General features: G+C 73.2%; 14 protein-coding genes. 6 read left to right on the top strand and 8 right to left on the bottom strand.

The annotated features are described in order from the left end of the window. Positions 1-83 precede the first annotated feature (83 nt). Both ACFYW5_RS06840 and ACFYW5_RS06835 read right to left on the bottom strand, forming a co-directional pair. Positions 84-710, bottom strand: coding sequence for a response regulator (locus ACFYW5_RS06840; RefSeq protein WP_389415881.1), 627 nt, complete (start codon positions 708-710; stop codon positions 84-86). After that, positions 707-1,936, bottom strand: coding sequence for a histidine kinase (locus ACFYW5_RS06835; RefSeq protein WP_389415880.1), 1,230 nt, complete (start codon positions 1,934-1,936; stop codon positions 707-709). The genes ACFYW5_RS06840 and ACFYW5_RS06835 overlap by 4 nt, the downstream gene beginning before the upstream one ends. A gap of 268 nt (positions 1,937-2,204) precedes the next feature. Here ACFYW5_RS06835 and ACFYW5_RS06830 point away from each other — a divergent pair, with 268 nt between their 5' ends. Then, positions 2,205-2,753 (top strand): heme-binding protein, encoded by a 549-nt coding sequence (locus ACFYW5_RS06830; protein ID WP_389415879.1) that lies wholly within the window; start codon positions 2,205-2,207, stop codon positions 2,751-2,753. A 21-nt stretch (positions 2,754-2,774) separates the two neighbouring features. Then, complete coding sequence (locus ACFYW5_RS06825; RefSeq protein ID WP_389415878.1) at positions 2,775-3,896, top strand: hypothetical protein; 1,122 nt, start codon at positions 2,775-2,777, stop codon at positions 3,894-3,896. Here ACFYW5_RS06825 and ACFYW5_RS06820 read toward each other — a convergent pair. Then, positions 3,893-4,912 (bottom strand): esterase-like activity of phytase family protein, encoded by a 1,020-nt coding sequence (locus tag ACFYW5_RS06820; RefSeq protein WP_389415877.1) that lies wholly within the window; start codon positions 4,910-4,912, stop codon positions 3,893-3,895. The genes ACFYW5_RS06825 and ACFYW5_RS06820 overlap by 4 nt on opposite strands. A 48-nt stretch (positions 4,913-4,960) precedes the next feature. Then, positions 4,961-5,803 carry a serine hydrolase gene (locus ACFYW5_RS06815; protein ID WP_389415876.1) on the bottom strand — a complete coding sequence of 281 codons (843 nt, stop codon included), beginning with the start codon at positions 5,801-5,803 and terminating at the stop codon, positions 4,961-4,963. Positions 5,804-5,943: 140 nt separating this feature from the next. On the opposite strand from ACFYW5_RS06815, the gene ACFYW5_RS06810 reads away from it, so the two are divergent. Further along, entirely contained in the window at positions 5,944-6,450 is a 507-nt protein-coding gene (locus ACFYW5_RS06810) for a hypothetical protein (RefSeq protein ID WP_389415874.1), read from the top strand. Between the two features lie 171 nt (positions 6,451-6,621). After that, a complete protein-coding gene (locus ACFYW5_RS06805; protein ID WP_389416424.1) occupies positions 6,622-7,425 on the top strand; it encodes an endonuclease I family protein in 804 nt (267 codons plus the stop codon). A 1-nt stretch (position 7,426) separates the two neighbouring features. On the opposite strand, the gene ACFYW5_RS06800 is transcribed toward ACFYW5_RS06805, so the two are convergent. The 3 genes from ACFYW5_RS06800 to ACFYW5_RS06790 are packed head-to-tail and all read right to left on the bottom strand — an operon-like array spanning position 7,427 to position 11,595. Next, positions 7,427-9,115, bottom strand: coding sequence for a thiamine pyrophosphate-binding protein (locus ACFYW5_RS06800; RefSeq protein WP_389415873.1), 1,689 nt, complete (start codon positions 9,113-9,115; stop codon positions 7,427-7,429). Continuing rightward, positions 9,112-10,080: an agmatinase gene (gene speB / locus ACFYW5_RS06795; protein WP_389415872.1), complete on the bottom strand. Its 969-nt coding sequence runs from the start codon at positions 10,078-10,080 to the stop codon at positions 9,112-9,114. The genes ACFYW5_RS06800 and speB overlap by 4 nt, the downstream gene beginning before the upstream one ends. 54 nt (positions 10,081-10,134) lie before the next feature. Further along, the gene (locus tag ACFYW5_RS06790; protein WP_389415870.1) at positions 10,135-11,595 is read right to left on the bottom strand and encodes a sodium:solute symporter; all 1,461 of its coding nucleotides are present in this window, start codon (positions 11,593-11,595) and stop codon (positions 10,135-10,137) included. A gap of 194 nt (positions 11,596-11,789) precedes the next feature. Here ACFYW5_RS06790 and ACFYW5_RS06785 point away from each other — a divergent pair, with 194 nt between their 5' ends. Together ACFYW5_RS06785 and ACFYW5_RS06780 are read left to right on the top strand one after the other, a co-directional pair. After that, positions 11,790-13,847 (top strand): helix-turn-helix domain-containing protein, encoded by a 2,058-nt coding sequence (locus ACFYW5_RS06785; RefSeq protein WP_389415869.1) that lies wholly within the window; start codon positions 11,790-11,792, stop codon positions 13,845-13,847. 62 nt (positions 13,848-13,909) lie between these two features. After that, complete coding sequence (locus ACFYW5_RS06780; RefSeq protein WP_389415868.1) at positions 13,910-14,698, top strand: phosphatase; 789 nt, start codon at positions 13,910-13,912, stop codon at positions 14,696-14,698. Positions 14,699-14,720: 22 nt separating this feature from the next. On the opposite strand, the gene ACFYW5_RS06775 is transcribed toward ACFYW5_RS06780, so the two are convergent. Continuing rightward, positions 14,721-15,599: an acyl-CoA thioesterase gene (locus tag ACFYW5_RS06775; protein ID WP_389415867.1), complete on the bottom strand. Its 879-nt coding sequence runs from the start codon at positions 15,597-15,599 to the stop codon at positions 14,721-14,723. Positions 15,600-15,617 lie beyond the last annotated feature (18 nt).

The raw sequence follows: 15,617 nt of genomic DNA, 5'->3' as shown, positions 1-15,617 counted from the left end.
GGCTTCCCCGTCTGATCGTCCACGACAAGCCCCAACGTGTTCCGCCCCGGATTTCATCCCGGGATGAGCATCGGCACGCGGGCTCACCGCAGCAGGCGCTGTTCCTTCGCCACTGCCACCGCGCCCGCTCGGGTGTCCACGCCGAGTTTGTCGTAGATGCGGCCCAGGTGGGTCTTGACCGTGGCCTCGCTGATGAACAGGGCCTTGGCGATCTCGCGGTTGCCGAGGCCCTGGGAGAGCCTGCCGAGGATCTCGCGCTCGCGGTCGGTCAGGGTGGGGCGCGGGTTGCGGAGGTTGGCCATGACCCGGCCCGCGACCGGCGCGGAGAGCGTGGTGCGCCCTTGCGCGGCGGCGTGGATCGCGGCGAAGAGCTCGTCCGGCCGCTCGGCCTTCAGCAGGTAGCCGGTGGCGCCCGCCTCGATGGCGCGGGTGATGTCGGCGTCGGTGTCGTACGTGGTGAGCACCAGTACGTGCGGGCCGCCGCCCGGCGCCGAGGTGAGCCGGCGGGTGACCTCCACGCCGTCGATCCCGGCTCCGAGCTGGAGGTCCATCAGCACCACGTCCGGGTCGAGCCGCGCGGCCAGCGCCAGCGCCTCCTCGCCGGTACCGGCCTCCCCGACGACCTCGATGCCGGAGGCGCTGTCGAGGAGGGCGAGCAGTCCGGCGCGCACGACGGCGTGGTCGTCGCAGAGCAGGATGCGTACGGTCATCGGGGGTTCTCCAGGGGGATCGCGGCGGACAGGACCGTGCCCTCGCCGGGCGCCGACTCCACGGCCAGGGTGCCGCCGAGCCCGCGGACCCGGGCCCGGATCGCGGGCAGGCCGTGGCCGCGCCCGCCGGAGGGGGCGTCCGGGAGCGCCTCCGCGTCGAAGCCGTGGCCGTCGTCGGCGACGTCCAGGACGGCCTGGTCGTCGAGGAGGGTGAGGGTGAGCGCGGCGGCGGACGCCCCGGAGTGCTCCCGTACGTTCGCCAGGGCGCCCTGCGCGATCCGCAGCAGCGCCGACTGGATCCGGTCGGGCAGCTCCGGCGCGCGGCCCCCGTCGTCGACGTGGACGCGGACGGTGAGCCGGTCGCCGGACTCCCGGGCGGCCAGCGTCCGCAGCGCCTCGCCGAGTCCGCCGCCGCGCGCCAGGTCGGCGGGGGCGAGGTCGTGCACGAAGCGGCGGGCCTCGGCGAGGTTGTGCTCGGCGACGGACTCGGCGGTACGGACGTGCGCGCGGGCCTTCCCGGGGTCCGACTCCCAGACCCGGTCGGCGGCCTGCAGCAGCATCTGCTGGCTGGACAGGCCCTGGGCGAGGGTGTCGTGGATCTCCATGGCGAGCCGCTGGCGCTCGGCGAGGGTGCCCTCGCGGCGCTCGGTGGCGGCCAGTTCCCGGCGGGTGCGGACCAGGTCGTCGATCAGCGCGCGCTGCCGGGCCGCCTGCCGGCGCAGCTGCACGAAGATCGCGGTGGCGAAACCGGCGACGGCCGCCGGGCCGACCACCAGGTCGAGGTCGAAACGGGGGGCGAGCTGCAGCTGGGCGACGATCACGAACCCGGTGAGCACGGCGACCAGGACGTACGCGGCGCCGGGCGGAAGGTGGCGCAGGGCGACGTAGAAGAGGGGGACGGCGACCCAGGCGCAGCTCGGCGCGAGGGCGACCAGGACCATCCATACGGCGACCACGGCACCGAGCCACAGCAGGCGGGGCGGGGTGGGCCGGGCGACCACCCGGCCCGGCCGGTCGCCGAACCGCCCCATGACGTACAGCACCGCCAGCACCGCGGCCAGCGCGATCACCCAGGGGGCGCGGGGCTCGCCGCCGTGCCGCTGGAGGTAGCGGGCCATGGCGGTGCCCAGGAGGAGGAAGAAGGTGGCGTGCATGACGGCGGCGAGCCACTGGGCGTCGGGGTCGCCCGGGACCGCGCTCCCGTCCTCCTGACGTGCTGGCCGCATGCCGCCGGACCGCCTTCCCGCTGTGCTCCCGCTGTGAACCGGACCTCGCGAACCGGACCTCGCGAACCGGACCTCGTGAACTGGACAAACACCTCCAGTGTCCCCCGCACCGCCGCACCCGGGGTCAACCGTTCGGATGACCCCGGCGTCAGCCGTCCCGCTCCCCGTGAGCAGCCGGAACGCCGACGGATGTGCCCCGGATCCGGGCCCAGGCTGGATACCGCAAGCACCCATCGCCCTCCCCGTCGATCCCAGGAGTTGCCGAGCCATGCAGAAGTTCTCCCGTCGTGCCCGTGTCGCCACCGGCGGCGCCGTCCTCGCCGCCGTCGCCGTCGGTACCTTCGGTGCCGTCTCCGCCAACGCCTCCGCGCCCCAGGCCACGCAGGCCCGGCCCGCCGCGGTGAAGTCCTCGGACACCTTCACCTCCACTCACCTGTCGGTCTCGGCGGCGACCGAAGCGGCCGAGGCCGTGCTGGACGCCGCGAAGAAGGAGAACCAGCGGGTGTCCGTCGCGGTGGTCGACCGCAACGGCAACACCCTGGTCACCCTGCGCGGCGACGGCGCGGGCCCGCAGTCGTACGAGTCGGCGGTGAAGAAGGCGTTCACCTCGGTGTCCTGGAACGCGCCCACCTCCGAGCTGGCGAAGCGGCTGGAGACCACGCCCAACCTCAAGGACATCCCCGGCACCCTGTTCCTCGGCGGCGGTGTCCCGGTGACCGCGAACAACGCGCCGATCGCGGGTATCGGTGTCGCGGGCGCGCCCTCCGGCGACCTGGACGAGAAGTTCGCCCGCGCCGGCGTCGCCGCCCTGGACTGAGCGCCCCTTCCGGGTACCGCTGTGAAACGCCTGCTGCCGGCCGCGCTGGCCGCCGCCCTGCTCACCGGATGCGCGGCGGCGCGGGACGGTTCTCCGCCCACCGCCCCGACACATGCCGAGACCGCCGCGCCCGCCCCGACGCGTCCCGGGGCCGCCACCCCCGCCACCCTCGCCGCGGCCGGGCTCCTGGTAGCCGACTTCGGCGCCGACACCGTCACCTTCGTCGACCCGGACCGGGGCCCCACCGGCTCCGTGCGGGTGGGCACCGCCCCCTACGGACTGGCCGTGGGGGCGGACGGGCGGGCCTGGGTCGCCACGGCGGAAGGGGTCGCGGTCGTCGACACCCGGACCCGTGAGCGCCCGGCGCTGATCCGGTACGCGACGCGGGGCCTCGGCGCCCCGGCCCACGGCGAGTACCGCGGCGGCGGCATGGGCATCACCCTGGCCCCCGACGGCGAGCACGTCTACGTCGGTGTCAACGTGCCGGACGGCGACGGGGTGCTGGAGGTCATCGACACCCGCACCCTGAAGGTCACCGGCACCGCGGACACCGGCCGCCGCCCCTTCGACGTCGACGTCTCCCCGGACGGACGGCACGTCTACGCCACCGGCCACGACTCCTTCGACGTCACCGTCGTCGACACGGCCACGCTGCACACGCGCCGCGTCGAGGTCGCGCCCTACGGCACGGAAGGCGGCCTCGGCTCCTGGCTCAAGCCGCACTACGCGGCCGTACGGCCGTCCGACGGCAGGCTGTTGCTGCCCTTCGAGGGCGAGAAGCTGGTCGTGCTCGACCCGGTCAGCGGCCGCTCGACGGTTCAGCGGATGACCGCCCGCACCCATCAGCACGGGGCCGCCGTCACCGCCGACGGGACGCTGCTCGTCGTGGGCACGGGCGCGGTGGGCGGGGACGGCCGGGGGCCCTCCCTGACCGTCCGGCGGCCGGACGGCCGGGAGCAGGTCATCCCGCTCGACGGCCCCCACGAGGACGTCGTGGCCGACGGCCGCACGGCCTACGTCACCGGCGGCTTCACCCGCGACGGCTACTGGAACGGCCTCACCGTCGTGGACCTCGACACGGGAGACACGCGCCGACTGGCCGCCGGGAACAGGCCGTTGGGGATCGCCGTACTGCCGGGCTAGACGCGCACCCGCAGGAAGTAGAACCGGGTCGTCTGGGCCGGGTTCTGGTTGTCGTCGCTGGCCAGCAGGACCTTCAGCGCGCCGCCCTTCGCGCGGCCCGTGACCGTCATGGCCTCGATGTTGTCGAGCAGCGGATTGGGCTGCGGCTGCTTCGCCGTGGCGCCGAGGTCGGGGCAGGCGGCGAGGTCGGCCAGCAGCGTCTTCCTGATCAGCCGTACGCCGTCCTGGCCGGTGAGGTTCTCGGTGCCGGAGGTGTCGCTGGCCCGGCGCGGGTCGGCGAGGTAGAGGCGGACGGTGTTGCCGACGCCGGCGGTGAAGCCGCGCTCCAGGACCAGGAGCCGGCCGTCGGACAGCGCGGTGACCTCCGGGACGCCGAGGCCGGTGTCGGCGCGGTAGCCGTACTGGGCGGCGAGCACGTAGGCGCCCTGGTGCCGGTCCCAGGTCTGGAAGCGGACGAGGCCGGCCGAGTCGCCGGACAGGGCGTACTCCATGGACGCGAGCAGGCCGCCACGGAACCGGGTCAGGCCCTCGAACGTGCCGTTGGGCACGGCCCGCCCGGCCGCGGCGACCCGGAGCGCGTCCGGCACCGGGAGCCGGTCCAGGATCGTTCCGTCGGCGGCGTGGCGCCGGACGGCCGGTTCCCCCTCGGTGCTGATCAGCCGCGTGCCGTCGCGGTCCACCACCAGGCCCTCGGAGTCCAGGGCGGCGCCGTTCTCGTCGGCGAGCGGGACGACTGAGCGCGGCGCGAGCGTCCTCGCGTCCAGGGAGAACAGCGCGGAACGGTCGGACACGGCCGCGAGCGAACCGTCCCGGTCCACCGCGAGCGCGGAGAAGTTGCCCACGTACGTGCCCTGGTACGCCGTCTTGTCGAGCGCGTCGGAGAAGCGGTCGACGGAGACGTACGGCGAACAGGCGTGGTGCTGCGGGCCGGCCGCGGAGGAGGGGCCGGCGGCGGTCAGACAGGTGGCCGCCGCCAGGGCCGCGGTGGCGGTGGAGAGTACGGTTCGCATGCGCATGGCCGTCACCGTAGGGCGGGCCGGTGAAGGGCGGGAGACCGCCAGGAGTCAACTCGCGGCCAGATCGCGGTGGATGACCTTGGCGACGCCCTGGATGGTGGTGATGCCGTAGTTCATCGTGCTGTTGCCGTGGGTCAGCACCGTGATCATGTAGTCGCGGCCGCCGCCCTTGAAGGTGCCGACGCTGTGCACCCGCCAGCCGTGCGTGGCCCGCTGGAGCCAGCCGTTCTTGACGTGCACGATGACGTCGGAGGGTGCTCCGTAGGGGGTGCCCCAGCGCTGGGACGCGATCACGTCGCCCATCAGCTTGCGGACGTACCAGCGGGAGTCGTCGGTGAGCACGGCGTTCTTCGCGGTGAGCAGCTTCATCAGCTTCTGCTCGTCGGTGACGGTGATCTGGGTCAGGCCCCAGTAGCCGTTGGCGCCTGGTTTGGTCTGGGTCATGCCCGCCGCGGCGAGGAAGTTCTTCACCTTGGTGACGCCGAGCTGCTTCCACAGGGTGGTGGTGGAGGCGTTGTCCGACTTGGTGATCATGGCGGTGGCGAGGGACTTCTCCCGGCTGGTGAGGGCCCGGCCGGTCTTCTGCGCGTCCCACAGCAGGGTGGTGAGGACGGTGACCTTGACGACGCTGGCGGAGTCGTAGGCCGTGCCGGCGCGCAGGGTGCAGGTGGTCTGGGTGGACCGGTCGTACAGCCCGACGGCGATGGTGCCCTTACGGGTCGCCAGCGCGGCGGTGATGTCCTTCTTCAGCTTCTCGGCGAGCCCGGCCTTGGCGGACGTGCAGCCGACGGCGGGCGGGGTCGCGGCGGTCGCGGGGGTGACGGCGGCCACACACGCGACGAGCGCCCCGCCCGCCACCCATCCGGCACGTCTGGATATGGGACGAGTCATGCCCTGGTGACTCACGAACCCGCGGGAATGGTTGTAGGCGTTGGGCAATGGTTGTACGAACCGTTACCTGCCCCTCGATTCCGCGCACCCGCAACCGCCGGGGCCCTGGGCGTCGTCCACCGGTTCGGGGGTGGACGACGGTGTTCAGGGAGCTGCCGGAACCGAGAGAGCTGATGGTGTCCCGCACGTTCTGGTTGCTGTGCGGCGTGGGGGCCCAACTGCTCTGCGCCCTCGGCGCGTTCTGGCACGCCTGGCAGCACGGCGCTCCCCTCGGGACCTGGCTCGTGGCCCTGGCCGCCTGCGGTGCCTGCCAGGCGGTCGCGGTGGCGGCGGTGCTGTGGCCCGGCGCGGAGGCGGGCTCGCGCGAGATCACCCAGGGGCACGAGAGCGTGACCGTGGCCGTCCTGTGCCTGATGTGGATCGTCGGCGTGTTCCCCGCCGGGGCGGTGCTGATGTGGACCGGCCACGACAGCGACGGCAACGAGGTCCAGGCCGTGTTCCTGGGCGGCACCGCCTTCATGGTGACGTCGATCGCGGGCCTGATCATCGCAACGGCCGTCGCGGACCGGGTGCGCCCGAGCGGTGCGGCCGACGACGCGCCCGGCGTGTCCGGCCTGCCCGACATCGGCGACGGCGGCGGGGACTGAGGGGCCGCGTCACCGGCCGGGGCGTCCGCGCGGATTGACTCGCGTAGACACGCCCCGGTTTGCCGTTTCAGGTCACCTGATGGACACGCGACGTCCATTTACACCGCCGCATGTCCATGTCACTCTCCCAGTGCCGCCTCCGTTCAACCCGCGTAGATGGGACTCCCCCTCATGCTGGCGACACACATACGCCGCTGGAAGCCGTTGGCCCTCGCCACCGCCACCGTCCTGGTCGGACTCAGCGCCCCCGCCCTCACCGCGACCCCCGCCGCGGCCACGACCACCGCTTACGACAGCACGTACTACAAGAACGCCGTCGGCAAGTCGGGTACGAGCCTCAAGAGCGCGCTGCACACCATCATCAGCCCTCAGACGAAGCTGTCGTACTCCGCCGTCTGGGAGGCGCTGAAGGTCACCGACCAGGACCCGGGCAACAGCAACAACGTGAAGCTGCTGTACTCGGGCATCTCCCGCAGCAAGTCGCTCAACGGCGGCAGCACCGGCAACTGGAACCGCGAGCACGTGTGGGCGCAGTCCCACGGCGACTTCGGCACCTCCGCCGGCCCCGGCACCGACCTGCACCATCTGCGCCCCGAGGACGTGCAGGTCAACAGCATCCGCGGCAACAAGGACTTCGACAACGGCGGCAGCGGCTTCACCAACTCCGGCGGCAGCCTGACCGACTCCAACTCCTTCGAGCCCCGCGACGCCGTCAAGGGCGACGTGGCCCGCATGATCCTCTACATGGCCGTCCGCTACGAGGGCACCGACAGCTGGCCCGACCTGGAGCCCAACGACACCGTCACCAACGGCAGCGTGCCGTACCACGGCCGGCTCTCGGTCCTGAAGGCCTGGAACGACGAGGACCCGCCGGACGCCTTCGAGGAGCGCCGCAACCAGCTCATCTACACCAACTACCAGGGCAACCGGAACCCGTTCATCGACCACCCGGAGTGGGTCGAGGCGATCTGGTAGGTCACCCTCCGAGGTGCGTGGGCGCGAACATGCGCAGCACCGCCGGGAGTACGACCACCGAAGGACCGGACGCGGAGAGCGCCTTGGCCAGGTCCGCCTCCAGCGTCTCCGGGGTGGTCCGCACCCCGGGGACGCCGAAGGACTCGGCCAGCGCCACATAGTCCGGGCGGGTCAGCTCGGTCGCCGTGGGCCGGCCGAACGCGTCCGTCATGTACTCGCGCAGGATGCCGTAACCGCCGTCGTCGACGATCAGCCAGGTGACGTTCAGGTCGTACTGGCGGGCCGTAGCCAGCTCCGCGATGGAGTACAGCGCCCCGCCGTCGCCCGAGACGGCGAGGACCGGGTGGGTCGGGTCGGCCGCCGCAGCGCCCAGCGCCGCCGGGAAGCCGTAGCCGAGGCCGCCGGCGCCCTGGGCGGAGTGCATCCGGTTCGGTCCCTTGGCGTCGAAGGCCGACCAGGCCCAGTACGCCAGGATCGTCATGTCCCAGAAGGACGGCGAGTCGGCGGGCAGGGCGTTGCGGACGGACGCCAGCACCTGCTGTTCCAGGGTGAGTTCCTGGGCGGCGATGCGCTCGCCGACCTTGGCGAGCAGCGCCCGCACCCGGTCCGGCGCCGAGGGGTCGGTGCGCTCCGACACCGTCTCCAGCAGCGCCTGCAGCGCGAGCCGGGCGTCGGCGTGGATGCCGAGCGCCGGATGGTTGGACTCCAGCTTGCCGAGGTCCGCCTCGATCTGGACGACCCGGCCCCGCGGCTTGAACGTGTGGTAGTTCGAGGAGAGTTCACCCAGTCCCGAGCCGACCACCAGCAGGACGTCCGCGTCCTCCAGGAAGTCCGTCGTGTACCGGTCCTCGATCCAGGACTGCAGGGACAGCGGATGCGTCCACGGGAAGGCGCCCTTGCCGCCGGGCGTGGTGACCACGGGGGCCTGCAACACCTCCGCCAGCCGCCGCAGCTTGCCGCTCGCGTCCGCCCGTACCACTCCCCCGCCCGCGATGATCGCCGGCCGGGCCGCCTTCGACAGCAAGTCGGCCGCCACCGCCGTCAGTTCGGGCCGCGGCGGCAGCTCCTCGGGGAAGGCGTCGCCGCCCGTCACCACCGGGATCGCCGTCTCGGCGAGCAGCACGTCCTGCGGGATCTCCACCCATACCGGCCCGTGCGGGGCGGTCAGCGCCGACTTCCAGGCCGCCTCGACGGCGGACGCGATCTGCGACTGGGTGCGCACGGTGTGCACGGACTTCACGACGCCCCGGAACGAGGCCGCCTGATCGGGGAGTTCGTGCAGATAGCCGTGGCGTCCGCCGCCCAGGCCCGCGGTGGGGACCTGGCTGCTGATCGCCAGCACCGGCGCCGAGGCGGCCGCCGCCTCCTGGAGAGCCGCCAGCGAGGTCAGCGCGCCGGGGCCGGTCGACAGCAGCAGCGGCGCCGCCTCCCCGGTGATCCGGCCGTAGGCGTCGGCCGCGAACCCGGCGTTGTTCTCCACGCGCAGGCCCACATAGCGCAGGTCCGAGCGGCTCAGCGCGTCGAACATGCCGAGCGCGTGCTGGCCGGGGAGGCCGAAAACGGTGGTCGCACCGAGCGCGGCCAGCGTCTCCACGACGAGGTCTCCGCCGTTGCGTCCGGGGGGAGGGTTCAGCGCGGCCTCCGTCTGGGCGGCGGTGGGGCGGAGCACCAGGTCGTGGTCGTGAGTCACTTCGCGCGGGCCTCTGCAATCTGGCGGGACATGATGGTGGTCAGTTCGTACGCCGTGTGGGACGCGGCCACCGACGTGATCTCGGCGTGATCGTACGCGGGCGCCACCTCGACGACGTCCGCCGAGACGAGGTGGCAGGAGGCGAGTCCGCGCAGGATCTCCAGCAGCTCGCGGGAGGTCATGCCGCCCGCCTCGGGGGTGCCGGTGCCGGGCGCGTGCGCCGGGTCCAGGCAGTCGATGTCGATGGAGATGTACAGCGGGCGGTCGCCGATGCGCTGGCGCAGCTGGTCGGCGATCTCGTCGGCGCCCCGGCGGTAGACGTCGGCGGAGGTGACGATGCCGAAGCCCATCTTCTCGTCGTCGGTGAGGTCCTGCTTGCCGTACAGCGGACCGCGGGTGCCGACGTGCGAGAGGGCCGAGGTGTCGAGGATGCCCTCCTCCACCGCGCGCCGGAACGGCGTGCCGTGCGTGTACTCGGCGCCGAAGTAGGTGTCCCAGGTGTCGAGGTGGGCGTCGAAGTGGAGCAGGGCGACGGGCCCGTGCTTCTTGGCGACGGACCGCAGCAGCGGCAGCGCGATGGTGTGGTCGCCGCCCAGGGTCATCAGCCGGGCGCCGGTGCCGAGCAGGTCGTCGGCGGCGGCCTCGACCGTCTCGACGGCCTCGTTGATGTTGAACGGGTTCACCGCGATGTCGCCGCCGTCGGCGACCTGGGCCAGCGCGAACGGGGACGCGTCCTGCGCGGGGTTGTAGGGCCGCAGCAGCCGGGACGCCTCGCGGATGGCGTTGCCGCCGAAGCGGGCGCCGGGCCGGTAGGAGACACCCGAGTCGAAGGGCACGCCGATCACGGCGACGTCGGCGGTGCCGACCTCGTCCAGGCGCGGCAGCCGCGCGAAGGTAGCGGGTCCGGCGTAGCGCGGGATGCGCGAGGAGTCGACGGGGCCGCGGGGCGTCTCGTTGCTGCTCATGGGGAACTGCCTTCTTTCCTACGCTTCGTCGCGTATGTGCATGTGTCTACGACTCTACTGGTGAGCCGGGACGGGTTCGGACACGAGTTCGGGATCCCGGCCGGCGAGGCGCTCGCGCCAGGCGGCGAGGACGGCCGCGTCGGTGGGCTTCGTCATCAAGGAGACGGCGAGGTAGGCCGCGAGGGAAGACAGCAGGCCGTAGTAGACGGGTTCATTGGCCAGGATGCCGTGGGTCGCCATCAGGCCGACGACCGCGACTCCGCCGACGATCACCGAGGCGAGGGCGCCCTGTGCGGTGCCGCGCTTCCACAGCAGCCCGCCGAGGATCGGCACGAGCAGTCCGCCGACGAGGAGGTTGTAGGCGACGGTCAGCGCCTCGACGACGTTGTTCAGCACGATGGCCGTGGCGATCACCGCGACACCCATGATCAGGATGAAGGCGCGGTTGCCCCGGACCTCGTCGTGCTCCTCGGCGGATCCCTTCGCCAGGCCCCGCAGCCGGGACCAGATGTCGTTGTTGGCGACGGTGGCGCAGGCGATGAGGGCGCCGGAGGACGTGGACATCACGGCGGCCAGGGCGGCGGCCAGCACCAGGCCCCGTACGCCCATGGGCAGCTCGTCCTTGACGATGGTGGCGAAGGCGTCGTCGGCGTTGGCCAGGTTCGGGTAGAGCACCTTGGCGGCGGTGCCGATGACGGCGCCGGCGAGGGCGTAGACGAGGCAGTAGGTACCGGCGACCGTGCCGCCCCACCGGGCGGTCCGGTCGCTGCGGGCGGTGAAGACGCGCTGCCAGATGTCCTGCCCGATGAGCATGCCGAACGTGTAGATGAGCACGTACGTGAAGATCGTCTCGCCGCCGATGCCCAGCGGGTCGAAGTACTCGGTGGGCAGCTGGGCCTTCATCTCGGAGAACCCGCCCGCCTTGACGACGGCGATCGGGAGGAGCAACAGCAGGACACCGATGGTCTTGACGACGAACTGCACCATGTCGGTGAGGGTGATCGACCACATGCCGCCGAGCGTGGAGTAGGCGACGACGATCGAGCCGCCGAGGACGATCGCGAGGGTGCGGTTCATGTCGAAGAGCACGTCGAAGATCGTGGCGTAGGCGATCGTCGAGGTGACGGCGAGCATGAGGGTGTACGCCCACATGACGACACCGGAGATGACCCCGGCCCGGCCGCCGTAGCGCAGGTCGAGCATCTCGGAGACGGTGTAGACCTTCAGCCGGGCGATCCGGGCGGAGAAGAAGACGGAGAGGGCGAGCAGCCCGAGGCCGATGGTGAAGACCATCCAGGCGCCGGAGAGCCCGTACTGGTAGCCCAGGCCGACCCCGCCGATGGTGGACGCGCCGCCGAGGACGATGGCGGCCATGGTCCCGGAGTACATGGCCGGGCCGAGCCGGCGCCCGGCGACCAGGAACTCGCTCTTGGACTTGGCGCGGCGCATGCCCCACCAGCCCATGGCCAGCATGCCGGCCAGATAGACGACGATCACTGTGTAGTCGACGGCCATGGTGGGGCCTCCTTCGCACAATCCCGGTGGCGTGTCGTGCAGATACGTGGGGGTGGGGACGTCGGCAGCGGCTCGCGGGGACATCCGCCCGTACCCGCGGCTGCCGGTCGGGACCGACACTAGGTGGCCGGAAAGCGACTGCGAAGTGTACGTTTCATCCATTGCGGCTGTACGGAGTGGAGGGAACGCACACCATGCCGGACCCGTCCGTCCCTCCCACCCCGGCGGTGCCCCTGTCGGCGCTGCTGGCCCGCGAGGACCTGGGGCTGCGGCAGATCGCGGGGCCGACGGATCCGGACATCGTGATCCACTGGGCGCACACCTCGGAGATGGCGGACCCGTACCCGTATCTGCTGGGCGGGGAGCTGCTGCTCACGGCGGGCGTCCACATCCCCGAGGCGGCGGGCTCGGGCACGTACTTCGACGACTACGTCTCACGGATCGTGGCGGCGGGCGGCACCGCCCTCGGCTTCGGCCTGGCGCCGGTCCACGACACGGTGCCGCGCGCCCTGGTGGCGGCCTGCGAGTCCTACGGCCTGCCGCTCCTGGAGGTCCCGCCCCGGACGACGTTCTCCGGCGTGGCACGGGCGGTCTGGCAGCTCATGGCCCAGGCCCGGCTGGCCGAACTGCGCCGGGTGACGGAGGCGCAGCAGAGCCTGGCCGCGGCGGCGTCCCGCCCGGACCCGGTGCGCGCGGTACTGCGGCAGCTGGCCCAGCGGGTGGGGGGCTGGGCGGCCCTGTACGGCCCCGAGGGCACCCTGATCGCGTCGGCGGGCCGCGGTGCGGGGGCGGAGGCGGAAGGGGCGCTGGCGGATCTGGCGGAGGTGGTACGCCCCCGGAACCCGGCCCCGACGGACTCGGCCCCCGCTACGGACGGCCGAGCCCCATCCGGCGCAGCCGCAGCCGGCCGAGCCGCAGGGGCCCCGCCCCACGAGCGCACCCAAGCGACACCCACGACCGCCGGTGCAGCCGCAGCAAGCCGCGCCCCGGGGACACCGCCCCGCGAGCACGGCCACCCGGCACCCACCTCCGCCACGCCTACCCGCAGCAGTGCCGCTCCTGCCGCCGCAACCCCGGGCGGTCGTGCCGCGGCCCCGCCCCGCGAGCGCGGCCAAGCGACCCCCACCCCCACCTCCACCGCAGCCCCGGTCAGCCATGCCACCGGGACACCGCCCCGCGAGCACGGGCAAACCGCGCCCGCCCCCACCCCAGGCAGCCGCGCCCCCGGGGCGGCGCCCCGCGAGCACGGGCAAGCGGCCCCCACCTCCGCCACCCCCACCCACAGCGCTCCCACCCCCTCCGCCACAGCCCCAGGCAGCCGCACCCCCGGCGCAATCCCCCGCGAGCACGGGCAACCGGCGCCCACCTCCGCCACACCCACCCACAGCACTCCGGCCCCCTCCGCCGCAACCCCGCCCGGCCGTGCCACCGTCGCGGCGCCTGCCCCCACCTCCGCCACCGACACCGTCGCCGGAACCCGCCTCGCCGCCTACGCGCTGGCGCCCTCCCACGGCTTCGTCCTCGGTGTGGCCGCCCCCCGGAGGGACCCCGCCGACCACACCATCGCCTCCGTCGCCGCCGTCCTCCTCTCCCTGCTCACCGGGGAGCAGCAGAGCGGCACCGGAGCGGCCCGTACCTCCGCGCTCGTGCGGCTCCTCCTCGGCGCCGCCGCCGAGGCCGTCGCCCCCCTCCTGGGCACCGCCCCCTGGCTCGTGGTGCACGCCCGCCCGGACTCCCCCGCCGCTCCCGACCCGGTGGCCGCCTCCGCGCTCGGCGCCGCCCTCGGCTCGCCCCTCGTCGACCTAGCCGGGGACGTCGTACGCGTCCTCGTCCCCGCCGCTCGCGAACCGGCTCCCCAGCCCGGCTGGACCCTCGGCGTCAGCGACCCGGCCGCCCCCGCCGAGTGGCCCGCCGCGGACACCCGGGCCGCCCGCGCGCTCGCCCGCGCCCGCGCCACCCGCGCCCCGCTGGTCCGCCACGGCGCCCGCCCCGGTCTCGCCGATCTCGTGCCGCCCGACGAGGCCGCGGCCCACGCCCGTGCCCTCCTCGCACCGATCGCGCACCCGCCGGCGCTCGTCGACACGCTCCGCACCTGGCTCTCGCTGCACGGAAGTTGGGACCGGACCGCGGTCGCCCTCGCCGTGCACCGCAACACCGTCCGCCAGCGCATCGCCCGCTGCGCGGCCCTGCTCGGCACCGACCTCGACGACCCGGACGTGCGCATGGAGCTGTGGTTCGCGCTGCGGCAGTGACCCGCGTCCCAGCGTCCGGGACACCCGGCGCGTCCACAGGGGTCTGCCCCACAATGGGACACATGCCGATACCCGGGACACCCAGCCGCGCCGAGCTCGTCGAACACCTCGTCAGAACCCGTATCGCGGGCGACGTAGCCACTCCCCGCGAGAACAACCTCTCCCATTACCGCAAGCTCGCGAACGGCGACCGCAACTTCTGGCTCGGCCTGGAGCTGGGTGACCGCTGGACCGACGAGCAGGACGTGCTCGCGGTGATGGCGGAGCGGGTCGGGGTGAACGACGACCCCGAGTACCGGTACGGCCAGGACACCATCGACCCCGACCTGACGGTCGCCGGGCTGGAGCGGATGGCGGGCCGGCTGCGCAAGGCGGCCGACGGCGGCCAGCGGGTGCTGTTCGCCACCGGCCACCCCGGCGGCCTGCTCGACGTGCACCGCGCCACCGCCGCCGCCCTGCGCACGGCCGGCTGCGACATCGTGGTGATCCCCGACGGGCTCCGGACGGACGAGGGGTACGTCATGCAGTTCGCGGACGTGGCGATGCTGGAGCACGGCGCCACGCTGTGGCACACCCACTCCGGGGAGCCGATGAAGGCCATCCTCACGGCCCTGGAGCGGCACGGCAGCCCGCTGCCCGACCTGGTCGTCGCCGACCACGGCTGGGCGGGGTACGCGGGACAGCACGGCGTCGACTCGGTCGGTTACGCCGACTCCAACGACCCGGCCCTCTTCCTCGCCGAGTCGGAGGGCACCGTCCAGGTGACGGTGCCCCTCGACGACCATGTGGTCAGCCCCCGCTACTATGACCCGATGACGGCGTACCTGCTGGCGGAGGCGGGACTGGCGTAGGGCTCGGGCCCGGGAGGGGCGGTCAGGTCCGGGGGGCGCGGACCACGCCCTCCTGGATGACCGAGACGGCCAGGCGGCCGTCCTGGGTGTAGATGCGGGCCTGACCCAGGCCGCGGCCGCCGGAGGCCGACGGGGAGTGCTGGTCGTACAGCAGCCACTCGTCGGCGCGGAACGGCCGGTGGAACCACATCGCGTGGTCCAGCGAGGCCCCGACCACATCGCCGATGGCCCAGCCGCCCCGGCCGTGCGCGAGCAGGACCGAGTCCAGCAGCGTCATGTCGGAGACGTACGTGGCGAGGACGACGTGCATCAGGGGGTCGTCGACCTCGCTGTCGAGCTTGCCGTTGGTGCGGAACCAGACCTGGGAGTGCGGTTCGCGCGGCTCGCCGAACCGCCCGAAGGGGGGCTCGTCGACGTAGCGCACGTCCACGGCGGCGCGGGCCTCCAGGAACTTCTCCAGGATCCCGCGGTCGAGATGGCCGTAGCCCCGCAGCCGCTCCTCGGAGGTGGGGAGCGTGGCGGGGTCGGGGGCGGCGGGCATCGGGGCCTGGTGCTCGAAGCCCTGCTCCGGGCGCTGGAAGGACGCGGACAGGGCGAAGATCGGCTGCCCGTGCTGGACGGCGACCACCCGGCGGGCCGTGAAGGACCGGCCGTCGTTCATGCGGTCGACGGTGTAGACGATGGGTGCGCCGGGGTCGCCGATGCGCAGGAAGTACGCGTGCAGGGAGTGGGCGAGCCGGTCCTCGGGGACCGTCCGCCCGGCGGCGACGAGCGCCTGGGCCGCGACCTGCCCGCCGAACACGCGCGGGACGACGGCGGACCGGGACTGGCCGCGGAAGATGTCCTCCTCGATCTGCTCCAGGTCGAGCAGATCGAGGAGATCCTGTAGTGCCTGGCTCATGTGAAGGTTGTACCGGCC

It is taken from the genome of Streptomyces sp. NPDC002779 (assembly GCF_042888685.1).
In the GTDB taxonomy this organism is placed as follows: Bacteria; Actinomycetota; Actinomycetes; order Streptomycetales; family Streptomycetaceae; genus Streptomyces.
The sequence above is the reverse complement of the archived record's forward strand: the minus strand, read 5'-3'. Positions and strand labels throughout refer to the sequence as shown.

Bases quoted from the DNA above. Each gene is read 5' to 3' on its own strand.
- ACFYW5_RS06835 (WP_389415880.1), bottom strand. From the start codon at position 1,936: ATGCGGCCAGCACGTCAGGAGGACGGGAGCGCGGTCCCGGGCGACCCC.
- ACFYW5_RS06840 (WP_389415881.1), bottom strand. From the start codon at position 710: ATGACCGTACGCATCCTGCTCTGCGACGACCACGCCGTCGTGCGCGCC.
- ACFYW5_RS06775 (WP_389415867.1), bottom strand. From the start codon at position 15,599: ATGAGCCAGGCACTACAGGATCTCCTCGATCTGCTCGACCTGGAGCAG.
- ACFYW5_RS06785 (WP_389415869.1), top strand. From the start codon at position 11,790: ATGCCGGACCCGTCCGTCCCTCCCACCCCGGCGGTGCCCCTGTCGGCG.
- speB (WP_389415872.1), bottom strand. From the start codon at position 10,080: ATGAGCAGCAACGAGACGCCCCGCGGCCCCGTCGACTCCTCGCGCATC.
- ACFYW5_RS06820 (WP_389415877.1), bottom strand. From the start codon at position 4,912: ATGCGCATGCGAACCGTACTCTCCACCGCCACCGCGGCCCTGGCGGCG.
- ACFYW5_RS06815 (WP_389415876.1), bottom strand. From the start codon at position 5,803: ATGACTCGTCCCATATCCAGACGTGCCGGATGGGTGGCGGGCGGGGCG.
- ACFYW5_RS06780 (WP_389415868.1), top strand. From the start codon at position 13,910: ATGCCGATACCCGGGACACCCAGCCGCGCCGAGCTCGTCGAACACCTC.
- ACFYW5_RS06805 (WP_389416424.1), top strand. From the start codon at position 6,622: ATGCTGGCGACACACATACGCCGCTGGAAGCCGTTGGCCCTCGCCACC.
- ACFYW5_RS06790 (WP_389415870.1), bottom strand. From the start codon at position 11,595: ATGGCCGTCGACTACACAGTGATCGTCGTCTATCTGGCCGGCATGCTG.
- ACFYW5_RS06830 (WP_389415879.1), top strand. From the start codon at position 2,205: ATGCAGAAGTTCTCCCGTCGTGCCCGTGTCGCCACCGGCGGCGCCGTC.